Genomic DNA, 11,526 nt, shown 5'->3' with positions numbered 1-11,526 from the left:
TAATGAATAAATTATATAATTCAGCATTCATTTACTTAATAATTGGTTTATTATCAGGAGTATTTGCAAGAGAGTATACGAAAGCACAAGGAATTAAAGGATCTACTATGTTACAGTTAGTGCATACACACGTATTAGTATTAGGATTCATATTCTTTTTGGTCGCTTTCGCTTTATTTAAAGTATTTCAAATGCAAGAAACAAAAAGTTTTCGTGCATGGTTTGTTGTTTATAATATAGGACTAATTTTTACTATTGCTACAATGGTATTTAGAGGTCTTCTACAAGTAAACGGAACTGACTTTAACGGTTTAAGCCATATGACTGGATTAGCTCATGTCATTATAAGTATCGGGCTCGTTTGGTTTATGATTTTGCTTAAAAAGTCTTTTAAATAGATAGGAGTGGAGAATATGAATATAGCACTTTTATCAAGTGTCGTAGCAGTTTGTATGGCCGTTGGAGTAATGTTTCTTCGTTTTAAGTCAGCAAAAAAACCGGTAACGAAAAAGAAAATTATATTGCCGCCAATTTTTATGAGTACTGGCGCAATGATGTACTTCTTACCGGAATTTAGGTTAACATCGTTAGAAATAGGAGAGGCAATTATCATAGGGCTTATTTTCTCTATATTTCTTATTAAAACAACTAAGTTCGAAATAAGGGACGAACAAATATATATGAAACCGTCTAAAGCATTTATATTTATTTTAGTTGGGCTATTAGCTGTACGAGTAGCATTGAAATCATATTTAAGTCAATCGATTGATTTAGCACAGTTAAGTGGAATGTTTTTCTTACTCGCATTTGCGATGATCGTATCGTGGAGAATTGCGATGTATCGCTCATTTGCTAAATTAGAAAAGACAACAAAAAGAGCTGGAATTTCTATATAGAAATTTCAGCTCTTTTTATGTTTTTTGAAATGTGGTCTTATGCGCGGAACTCATTTACTAAATTTTAAACGATCTTTAGCATCTTGTAATGCAACTGGTGTAACATTAATACCATTTGGATCAACAATTTTTGTGTTTAATAAAATGGAATCTAGGCTTCCACGAAATGTTTTTGTATAGTTTTGACGCAACATTTGTTGTTCTTGTTTTTCATCAACTGTTAATCCAGATGTTCTTTCTTTTTTTGCCAATTCGTTAATCCGGAATAAAATGTTTTGCATTTGTTTTCACCTCTAGTTAGTTTTAATTAGTTACTTACTAATTTATAGTTATTGTAACCTATCTTTTAGAAGGTGTCAATGTATATAAAAAAGCTTTTTGAATGGTAAAAATGAGAGGTGTAAACAACTAATACTTGAAATATAAAAAACGTTAATATACAATACCTTAGTAGGGTATATAGAAGTTCCCATACTTTTGAAGATAACGGTTATAAATAGAAGGAGTATAGAAAATGGATGCAGTCATTTCAAAAAAAGAAACAATCATTTCGTATTGTATGGCATTTATATTTATATTAGCAATGGTAATAGTAGGGGTATTATTAAATGATCCGGAAGTTATCTTGCCAGAAATCGCTGCAATGGCAGTTGCTTTATGGGCATATCGTGAGCCAGGGTGGCTAAGACAACCAGACAAAATCTTTATTGCACCGTCAATAACAGCTGTAATTGGTTTTATGGTGAATCAAATGGATATAGCCTATTTAGGGAAAGTAAGCTTAACACTCGTATTAATGATGCTGTTTTTGCGTGTAATTCAATCTAATTTAGCACCGTCTATTGCGACTGGTTTATTACCTTTAGTAACAAATGCAACGGAATGGTCATTTGTTATCTCTGTCTTTGCTTTAACATTTATTTTGATGCTGGGTGTTCTAATATTTAAATTGAATAACGGTCTTGAGAGAAAATTGAATATACAGTATAAATATATGGCTGTATTTTTACTACTAAATTTCGTATGGATCAGTTTATGTTGGATCACTGGTTATGAACAATTAGCGGTGATTCCGCCAATACTAGTCGTTGTGTATGAATCGCTTCAAAAACCGATGTACAATGAAAAGATGGCGTTTAAACAAATACTAGTATTAACTACATCGGCAACTGTTGGAACTTTATTGTACTTTGCAATCGATTCATGGATTGTAGTTACGTTATTGAATATGATATTGATGCTTGTTTTATTAAAGATTGTTGGTGTTCGCATTCCAGCAGCTTATGCGTTCCCATTACTTCCGCTCGTATTTCCGGATGAAATGATAAAAATGTTACCAGTAGGTTCATTCATTGCGGGGGTATTCTTATTCGGTGCAGTATTACTGTATAAAAAGTGGGAGATGAAGCAAAAGGGTATGGCAATGTAGAGCGAGAGTAAAGTTAATTTCTAGTTAGCAAAATAAATAGACACCCGTGAGTGTCTATTTATTTTATCCTGCTATTTGTGGGAGTTTTACTGCCCATTAATGCGGGATAAAGTGTAATAGCACTAATGTTTCCTGTTAATTGACAAGGAGCAAGTGTACCTACTAAGCCTAATAAAAAAGCAAATAAAAGAGGTGTTGATTTCGTAGCATTCGCGACATACATTAAAGGAGACATGAGCTGATAACTCCATTCACTAATTGTTGAAAACACGTTATATTCACCTTTCTAATTAGTTATATTGTAATGTTCCATTTTTAGTAATCTGCTTCCACGTTTTACCGTCATCTGTAGAAAGGAACACATTTGCTTTCATTGTAGCGAAAACTATCTCAGATGAGTTTTGAGGGTTTTGTGAAATATACATGATTGTATCTTTTGGATCTAAAGATGGAACTTGTATGTTTGTCTCTTCATTTGTAGCGATAGATTTCTTCGTTATTATTTGCTCATTTTGCTTATTGATAGAGGCGTAAATAATATCTTCATTGCTTACTGTAACTGCGGTCGATTCAAGCGATTTAGAGAATGGTTCAAATGTATTCCCGTAATCTGTAGATAAATAAACACCGTCTTTAGCGCTTACTACGACTACACTAGGTTGGTCCGGATGTACTGAAAATGAATGGATTGTACTTGATAGTCCAGTTAACTTACTACTTTTCCATTCTTGTCCGTTATTTGTACTGAAATAAAAACCTTGCTGTAATTTGGAATTTGGACGTTCGTTGTATAAGTAAATCGTTTCCGTATTGTAACTGACGGCAAGATTATGAAAATCTGACTCCCCATAAAAGGTTAGCTTTTCAAGTGTATTTCCACCATCAGAACTTTTCATTAATCCTAAAGGATTTTTTAAATTTGTCCCTGGTTCAGGATGACCGCTGGCAAGGAATCCGTTCTTCGTTGCCTGAAACCCCATGTAATCGTGTAGCTGTGTAGTAGTTTCCAACCATTTTCCATTTTGAAAAACTTTTATACCGCTATGAGTGGCGATAGAAATCCCGGGCATATTTCCAGCATAGCCAATTCCATGAATGTGCTCGATTTTTCCAGATGTAATTTCTTTATAGAGGTTTGATGGAACTGCAGTTGCAGTTTGTTTATTTTTTGGGTGAGATTGGACCGTTTCTTTTTTCGTTAGTGATGTTTCAGCATTGCTAGAACATCCTGTAATTATTAATAAAGAAGTAATTGCTAACCCTGCTGCTACATAATGTTTCAAATTTGTAGGCTCCTTTCCTATATATGAGATTTTAAGTATATGGAATAAATGTCAAGAAATTATGGAGTGATATGCATAATTGTGAGTGAAAGGAAATAGTTGTGGAGACTTTATACCGCATATATGCCTAGTAATGAAAGTTTTACTTGCTATATGAACACTATTAATTGACGAAAAATTGTAACAATAATAGAATGAATTGTATTGGATAATTAGTTTTACAAGCATATATAATGCTAGGGGGATTATTATGAAATCAACATTTTTTGCTCAAAATAGAGAGCGACTAACGAAAACATTACCAGATGAGTCTATTACTATTTTATTTGCGGGACAAGCACCTCATATGTCAGCTGATGCCCACTATAAATTTGTGCCAAATCGAAATTTTTACTATGTAACAGGAATCGATGAGCCAAATGTTATTTTCATGTTGAAGAAGTTTGGAAATAGTGTAGAAGAGACCCTTTTCATTGAAAAGTCAGATCCAGTAATGGAAAAATGGGTCGGTAAAACAGTTTCTAAAGAAGATGCAGAACAAATTTCAGGTATAAAGAAAGTTGTATATTTAGATAGCCTTGAAAAGACAATGTCAAATATCCTTTTTACAGAAAATGTGAAGCATATATATTTAGATTTAGAGCGTCGTGAGTGGAATGGTACGGAGACAAAAACGTTAGCGTTTGCTAAACATGTAAGAGAACAATATCCACACGTTACAATTGGGAATGTATATCCAAATATTTGTGAATTACGAGTGTTTAAAACAGAGGAAGAAATTGAAATCATTAAAGAAGCGATTGCTGTAACTAAAGAGGGTATTTACAATGTGTTAAAGCATGCAAAAGCAGACATGATGGAATATGAATTAGAAGCTCATTTTGATTTTACGCTGAAATCATCTGGTATTAAACACCATGCGTTTCATACAATTTTGGCGAGTGGTAAAAATGCTACAGTCCTTCATTATGAAGATAATGATGCACAAATTCAAAATGGTGATTTAGTGCTGCTTGATTTAGGTGCTCAAAAAGACTATTACAACGCTGATATTAGTTACACATTCCCAGCAAGCGGAACATTTTCTAGTCGCCAAAAACAAATATATAATATTGTGTTAAAAGCATTGAAAGAAACAACTGAACTTATTAAGCCAGGAGTAAAGTTTGCTGCATTAAATGAGCATACAAAAAAAGTACTGGCAGAAGAGTGTAAAGCAATTGGCTTAATTCAAGATGACGAAGAATTATCTAAATACTATTATCATGGAGTAAGCCATTTCCTTGGTTTAGATACGCATGATGTAGGAACATACAAAGATAGAGTATTAGAAGCAGGTATGGTCATTACAATAGAACCGGGTCTATATATTGAAGAAGAAGCAATCGGTATTCGAATTGAAGATGATATTCTTGTAACGAAAGATGGGTATGAAAACTTATCAAAAGATATCATTAGAGAAGTTGAAGAGATTGAAGAGTTTATGAGTGAAAATAATGAACATATAAAAAGAAATCAAGCTGTAGTTAAATAAAAAAAAGGTAACCACTAATTTATTTGAACTTTACCTCGAATCGTGGACATTAAAAAAAGTCCATGATTCGGGATAGAGTTCTGTGCTACCTTCGAAATACTAATCTTTAATTATTAATCCCAATAAAGTTGCAAACTGAACAGCTTGATATGTTGATACTTTACATCCTCTTAAATCGTTCACCGAAACTGTAAGTGTATCAAAATTAGAAGAACTAATATCTATCCCCTTCAGTGATGTTTGATCAAAATTAGCTTCGTCAAGGCTACAAAATTGGAATTCAACTTTTTTTAGTTTACAATCAAAAAAATCTGCATTATTTAATGAAGTTTCATTAAAGATAATTTTTTCTAGTTTAGAATTTCCAAATGCCGCTAAATTCAAAATTGAATTCTCAAATTTAACATTTCCTAAGCTAGATTCTGTAAAATTAACTCCAATTAATTTACTATTTTTAAATTCAACTCTGTGAACAGAAGAATTGCTTAAATTAACATTTGATAAATCGCAGTTTTCAAAACAAACATCTGTAATATCGATATTGCTAAAGTCTGTATTAGTGAACTTACAATTTTTTATCACTGCATTATATAATCGCACTCTATCTACAGATTCATTTTCGAAAGTGGAGTCTATAATTTCACACATTTCTAATGTAGGATCTTCTTCATAAAAAATATCTTGAAAATTCCTTGAAGATAACTCTGGTGAAATTTTTGGTCTATCAATTTTCATAGTATATCAATCCTCTTCTTTTTAATATATAAGTGTATTTCAGGTTTAGTGAATTTTTGAAAGGAACATTAGTTCTCATTATACACAATCCTACGTTTTTTTGTGAAGAGCATTTTAGTTATTTTTTCTTAAGAAATAACGTCATAATAAATACAAGAACTGCTAATATAGTAGTTACAAGGAAAGCATCTTGCATACCTAAAATACTCGCCTCTTGTAAAGCCTCTACTTTTGGTAATTTTCCCATTAAGTCAGGTAAATAATTTTTTGTTTGTGTAGACATAACGGTTGTTAACAATGCAGTACCAATTGCTCCTGAAACCATGCGAGCAGTATTCGCCGCTGCAGCACCATGACGACTCATAGAAGGAGGAAGCTGATTTAGCCCAAATGTCATCACTGTCATCATAATACATGAAATACCGAACATAAAAGTAGAGTAAAGGACAGTGACATATAATAAACTTGAATCTAAACTTAAATTTGTATAGAACCATGAAGTTACTATAATTGTAAGCATTCCGACATAAGTTAATGGTCGTATACCGTAACGATCCAAAATAATACCAGTAATAGGAGACATAATTCCCATCACAATTGCACCAGGTAATAAAATTAACCCAGTTTGAAGTGTGGAATGTCCTAAAATATTTTGGATATAAACGATAAAGAGTCAGTTGGACGTTGGATTTCATTACTACATAGATATGGAAATGTGTACATAAATGAACAATTAAAAGAATTTAATATTGGAGCAGGACAATATCAATTTTTGGCAGTACTATATGAAAATGAAGGTGCATCTCAGGACGAGATAGCTTCCTTACTAAAGGTTGATAAAGGAACGGCTGCAAGAGCAATTGCTAAATTAGAAAAAGAAGGATATGTAGAAAGAAAAGTATTTACTGTTGATAAGCGTATAAAAAAATTATATTTGACGGATAAAGCATATACATTTGAAGCAAAACTAACTGAAATTTTATTGGGATGGAAAAACATTTTAGTAGAAGATTTATCTGCCGAAGAGCAAGAATATGTATTACAATTATTTAAAAAGATGGCTGGAAAAGCTGAGGTTTCTCTTGCCAAAATTAAATAAATAATGACTTTGTTTTTATTTTGATTACAACTGTTCATGTAGTTTATTTTTGATATAAAGCAGCTATCTAATGGATAGCTGCTTTATATATTTTTGTCGTTAGAGTTAATGCATATGTTGATTATGCCCCGATGAAGGTGGAGGAGCATGATCTGGGAATGTTACGAATACAGAAACAATGATTACTATGCTAATGGAAAGTAATAATAAAAAACGCCGTTGGATAAAAGTAGAAAAGGTGTCTGATAAAAGCTGAATCATACATGACATAGTTATCGTTATAGTAAGTAAAAGACTAATAAAGAGTATACTATGGGCTTGTTGAGCGTTTAGCATTTCTGTAATCATTGCTCCCATCATACTTGCCATTAATCCAGAGAACATTCCTTCTAAGGCAGTATACAGGTGAAAACGAAGACCGACTAAAAAACCGATAAAACTACTAATCAAAATAGCAAGCAAAGTAGAATATAGTAATTCTCCTTTAAAAAGAATACCTAAATAAAAGCCAATACTTAAACCTATACTCATACTAAAAGACATAATAAATACCATATACTCCATTAGGGTACCCTTACGCTTAGAAATATATGATGTAATCATAATCGAGATACAACAAAGTGTTAAGGCAGTTAACGTATAAGCAAACATCATGATACCTCCCTGTCCTATCATTCATTTCATCATATGTTTAAATGGAGAATACTTATGCTTATTTATATCTGCAAATTATCTGCACAATTTCATAAATATAAGCAAGGAGACGCTTGATTTTTTGGGGCGTCTTTTTTGATTGTGAGTATGTGAAAGAAATTGTTATATGATGAGTTTCTATTGTGAAGCCATAAAGAATAAGCGTATAATATTATAGGTCTCACATTTGTGAGGCAAACCGCGAATGATAAATAAGATTGTTGTTTTATCATCGCTTCTAAACATATAGACAATGAACGTAACACTGGAGTACAGATAGGGAGTTAGAAGATGAAATTAATTATTGCCGAGAAACCAGATCAAGGTTTGGCTCTTGTTTCACAGTTTAAATATCGCCGGAAAGATGGATATTTAGAAGTAGAAGCAAATGAGTTATTTCCAAATGGAGCGTACTGTACATGGGCAATTGGTCATTTGACGCAGTTATGTAATCCAGAACATTATCATGCAGAATGGAAAAAATGGTCACTTAATACGTTACCGATGATTCCAGAGCGTTTTCAGTTTGAAGTAACAAAGTCAAAGTATAAGCAATTTAATGTAGTGAAACAGCTGTTACATAATCCGCAGGTAACAGAAATTATTCACGCAGGCGATGCTGGGCGTGAAGGGGAACTAATTGTACGAAACATTATTAATCTTTGCAACGTGCAAAAGCCGATGAAACGTCTTTGGATTTCATCTTTAACGAAGCAAGCTATTTATCAAGGGTTTAAAAACTTACTAGATGAAGCAGATACGATTAATACGTATTACGAAGCATATACAAGATCTTGTGCTGACTGGGTCGTTGGTATGAATGCATCGCGTGTCTTTAGCATTTTGCTAAAGAAAAAAGGAATGAATGATGTGTTTTCTGCTGGTCGTGTACAAACACCGACACTCGCGTTAATCGTAAAACGGGAGAAAGAAATAGAGAACTTTAAATCAGAGCCGTTTTGGGAAGTGTTCGCAACCTTTAACATAGAAGGTAAGAAATATGAGGGGAAATGGGAGAAAGATAATGAATCCCGATTAAATGATCCTGATTTGGCAAATAAAATTGCGGCATTTTGTCAAAATAAACCGGCTGTAGTAAAAGAAATGAAAACGGAGCGTAAAGAGTTTCAGCCGCCGTTTTTATTTAATTTATCAGCACTGCAAGCGACAGCGAATAAAGCTTTTAAATTTTCACCGAAAAAAACGCTTGATATAACGCAAGCACTATATCAAAAAGGTATAGTCTCTTATCCACGTTCGGATTCTAACTATGTTACACAAGGAGAAGCAGCGACGTTCCCTGATATTTTACAGAAATTAAGTCAGTTTGATGAATATAAAGGTTTATTGCCAGCACCAATTGAATCGATTATGAACAATAAGCGTTATGTGAATGAAAAGAAAGTTACAGATCACTACGCAATTATACCGACAGAGCAAGTTACAAACCCAAGCAGATTATCAGGTGATGAAAAGAAAATTTACGATATGATTGTAAGAAGACTAATTGCGGCGCATTATGAAGTAGCAATCTTTGACTACACAACGATTACAACTCTTGTAGACGAACGTGCTGCGTTCATTTCGAAAGGAAAACAGCAAATTCAAGAAGGTTGGCGTAAAGTTATTTTCCAAGATGATAAAGATGATGAAACAATTCTTCCAATTGTCGCAGAAGGCGAACAAGGAAAAGTTGTAAAGGTGAAAGTGAAAGAAGGAAAAACGCAGCCGCCAAAGCGTTATACAGAAGGACAACTTATTACGTTAATGAAAACGGCAGGGAAGTATTTAGAAAATGAAGAGCTTGAGAAAGTATTAAAGAAAACAGAAGGTTTAGGTACTGAGGCAACTCGTGCAGGTATTATTACGATGCTGAAAGACCGTAAATATATAGATGTGCAGAAAAACCAAGTGTACGCAACAGATAAAGGGAAAGTATTAATTACAGCAATCGGCGACAAAATACTAGCTTCACCGGAAATGACTGCAAAATGGGAACAACGTCTTGCGGAAATTGGTGAAGGTACCGCTTCACCAGCTACATTTATGGAACAGACGAAAAAGTTATCAGCTAAAATTATTGAAGACGCGGTTGAAATGTCAGAGAAATGGGATTTCACCGGATTACATGTTGAATCGATTGAGCGAAAAGGATCGAAATTTACAACAGGTAAAAAGGTTGGTAACTGTAAAAAATGTGATGGTGAAGTAATCGATAAATCCACGTTTTACGGATGTTCTAACTACAATACAACACAATGTGATTTTACTATCTCGAAAAAGATATTAAGTAAAACAATTTCGCAAAAAAACATGACAAAGCTATTAAAAGGTGAGAAGACCGATTTAATTAAAGGCTTTAAAAAAGGCGAGAAGACGTTTGATGCGAAATTAGAGTGGAAAGATAATAAGATTAATTTTGTGTTTGAGAATTAAGTGGTTTCAACAAATAAAAAAGTGCTGTACTAAATAAAAAAGCTCTTTTCACGAGTAAAAGGTTCTGTAACAGGTTAGGTTTGAAAAAAAATATTGATAGAAAAGAAAAAGCATGACAATTTTATGTCATGCTTTTCTATTTTATAATTACAGACTTTTATGTACTAGTACTAACAATTATTTGAAATAATTGTTTGAAAAGATGGTATGAAATAGTGTTAAGTAGCAATAAAGTTATTTAATTTACAATGAAGTCCTTTAACAAATAAAAAAGTTGTTTAAAAATCCTTCTTTAACTAAACGGCAGGTTAGTTAAAGAAGGATTTTTGTTTTATCATTTAACCAAAGTGATAGAAGGTCGAAGAAAAGGCAGTAATAAAGAAGTGCCATTCCTAATGTAGACTGGCACTTTGTAAGGTGCAAAATTCATTATTTGATTTCGGCTGAGGAATTTGATTCATCTATTTTTCCTGTACTTTATTATGATTCCTTAGGCAGCCTCCTCTGTTTTAAATACCCATTGTTGAAGAGTTGGTTGATAATACGGTATCATCCACCCTAAAATTTTGCCGATAAAATAGGCGGCGATTAGTGTACCGATTCCGATTGATCCTAATGATTGAATGAAAACTATACAGATTGCACCAGCCACACAAATGTTTATTAAATCGCTCAAAATTTTTGCTTTACCGAATTTCAAATTAAATTTTTCACTAATTGCATAAGTTAACGCATCATACGGCATTAATGGCAGTTTCGCTGTTGTATAGCCCATTAAACCGACCGCTATAACAAATAAACTAATAATCAAATATACACTTCGAGCAAAGATAGTTTCAGGTGTGGGGAAAAGTTGTACAAGGAAGAGCGTTGCATCCATGAAGAACCCAAATAAAAATGAAATAATGAATTGACTCACAAATTCATTGAACTCCATTCGTTTACTTAATATTACTTGAATAATAATGTATAAAACATTTGCAAGCGCCATTGTCACACCAACTGATAAACCAATCGTTAGCGTACTTGCATATGCTAATGATGACACAGGCGACACACCAAATCCTGCTTGAATCGACATGCTAATGCCAGTTGACATAAAAAATAACCCGAGCACGTACAAGATGATGCGCTTCAAGGTTCTGTTCCGATGATTCATATTATCTCTCACTTCCTAGTTAATATTATTAATATAAAGACTATAGCTATAGAATTAAATATAACGTCAAATTCAACATATGAAAAATATATATAGGATAAACTAATCATATCAAAAAACATATGATGGAGAGATGCAATGGATTTTCGACAATTATATTACTTTAAAGAAATTTTGAAACAAGGAAGTATTTCTAAAGCAGCAGAAGTGCTCCATATCGCGCAGCCACCACTTAGTCAATTATTAAAAAAGCTCGAAACTG

13 protein-coding genes and 1 pseudogene are annotated in these 11,526 nt (G+C 33.0%); 7 read left to right on the top strand and 7 right to left on the bottom strand.

Annotated elements, in window-relative coordinates; translation table 11 throughout:
* Positions 1-2 precede the first annotated feature (2 nt).
* Entirely contained in the window at positions 3-398 is a 396-nt protein-coding gene (locus KI356_RS12955; protein ID WP_212935612.1) for a DUF2871 domain-containing protein, read from the top strand.
* A gap of 15 nt (positions 399-413) precedes the next feature.
* Positions 414-896 (top strand): CcdC family protein, encoded by a 483-nt coding sequence (locus KI356_RS12950; protein WP_128281430.1) that lies wholly within the window; start codon positions 414-416, stop codon positions 894-896.
* A gap of 50 nt (positions 897-946) precedes the next feature.
* On the opposite strand, the gene KI356_RS12945 is transcribed toward KI356_RS12950, so the two are convergent.
* Complete coding sequence (locus tag KI356_RS12945; protein ID WP_002118300.1) at positions 947-1,177, bottom strand: DUF896 domain-containing protein; 231 nt, start codon at positions 1,175-1,177, stop codon at positions 947-949.
* Between the two features lie 233 nt (positions 1,178-1,410).
* On the opposite strand from KI356_RS12945, the gene KI356_RS12940 reads away from it, so the two are divergent.
* Complete coding sequence (locus KI356_RS12940; protein WP_128281429.1) at positions 1,411-2,325, top strand: HPP family protein; 915 nt, start codon at positions 1,411-1,413, stop codon at positions 2,323-2,325.
* A gap of 106 nt (positions 2,326-2,431) precedes the next feature.
* Here the strand turns inward: KI356_RS12940 and KI356_RS12935 are convergent.
* Both KI356_RS12935 and KI356_RS12930 read right to left on the bottom strand, forming a co-directional pair.
* Positions 2,432-2,596: pseudogene (locus KI356_RS12935) on the bottom strand (sulfite exporter TauE/SafE family protein); the annotation flags it as partial.
* A 19-nt stretch (positions 2,597-2,615) separates the two neighbouring features.
* Entirely contained in the window at positions 2,616-3,608 is a 993-nt protein-coding gene (locus tag KI356_RS12930) for a F510_1955 family glycosylhydrolase (RefSeq protein WP_212935611.1), read from the bottom strand.
* Between the two features lie 250 nt (positions 3,609-3,858).
* Here KI356_RS12930 and KI356_RS12925 point away from each other — a divergent pair, with 250 nt between their 5' ends.
* Positions 3,859-5,142, top strand: coding sequence for an aminopeptidase P family protein (locus KI356_RS12925; RefSeq protein ID WP_212935610.1), 1,284 nt, complete (start codon positions 3,859-3,861; stop codon positions 5,140-5,142).
* A gap of 99 nt (positions 5,143-5,241) precedes the next feature.
* On the opposite strand, the gene KI356_RS12920 is transcribed toward KI356_RS12925, so the two are convergent.
* Both KI356_RS12920 and KI356_RS12915 read right to left on the bottom strand, forming a co-directional pair.
* Entirely contained in the window at positions 5,242-5,877 is a 636-nt protein-coding gene (locus KI356_RS12920) for a pentapeptide repeat-containing protein (RefSeq protein ID WP_128281425.1), read from the bottom strand.
* A gap of 118 nt (positions 5,878-5,995) precedes the next feature.
* Positions 5,996-6,493: an MFS transporter gene (locus tag KI356_RS12915; protein WP_238486190.1), complete on the bottom strand. Its 498-nt coding sequence runs from the start codon at positions 6,491-6,493 to the stop codon at positions 5,996-5,998.
* Between the two features lie 36 nt (positions 6,494-6,529).
* Here KI356_RS12915 and KI356_RS12910 point away from each other — a divergent pair, with 36 nt between their 5' ends.
* Complete coding sequence (locus KI356_RS12910; protein WP_212935609.1) at positions 6,530-6,976, top strand: MarR family winged helix-turn-helix transcriptional regulator; 447 nt, start codon at positions 6,530-6,532, stop codon at positions 6,974-6,976.
* 105 nt (positions 6,977-7,081) lie between these two features.
* On the opposite strand, the gene KI356_RS12905 is transcribed toward KI356_RS12910, so the two are convergent.
* Positions 7,082-7,627 (bottom strand): hypothetical protein, encoded by a 546-nt coding sequence (locus tag KI356_RS12905; protein ID WP_212935608.1) that lies wholly within the window; start codon positions 7,625-7,627, stop codon positions 7,082-7,084.
* Positions 7,628-7,960: 333 nt separating this feature from the next.
* Here KI356_RS12905 and topB point away from each other — a divergent pair, with 333 nt between their 5' ends.
* The gene (gene topB / locus KI356_RS12900) at positions 7,961-10,105 is read left to right on the top strand and encodes a DNA topoisomerase III (RefSeq protein ID WP_212935607.1); all 2,145 of its coding nucleotides are present in this window, start codon (positions 7,961-7,963) and stop codon (positions 10,103-10,105) included.
* A 490-nt stretch (positions 10,106-10,595) separates the two neighbouring features.
* Here the strand turns inward: topB and KI356_RS12895 are convergent, their stop codons facing one another.
* The gene (locus KI356_RS12895) at positions 10,596-11,264 is read right to left on the bottom strand and encodes a YczE/YyaS/YitT family protein (protein ID WP_128281421.1); all 669 of its coding nucleotides are present in this window, start codon (positions 11,262-11,264) and stop codon (positions 10,596-10,598) included.
* A 138-nt stretch (positions 11,265-11,402) separates the two neighbouring features.
* Between KI356_RS12895 and KI356_RS12890 the strand changes: the two genes are divergently transcribed.
* On the top strand, positions 11,403-11,526 hold a 124-nt coding region (locus tag KI356_RS12890), incomplete at its 3' end, for a LysR family transcriptional regulator (protein ID WP_212935613.1).

Origin of the sequence: Bacillus hominis, assembly GCF_018332515.1 — a bacterium.
Lineage (GTDB): Bacteria > Bacillota > Bacilli > Bacillales > Bacillaceae_G > Bacillus_A > Bacillus_A hominis.
This window is presented reverse-complemented; position numbering and strand designations above follow the sequence as displayed.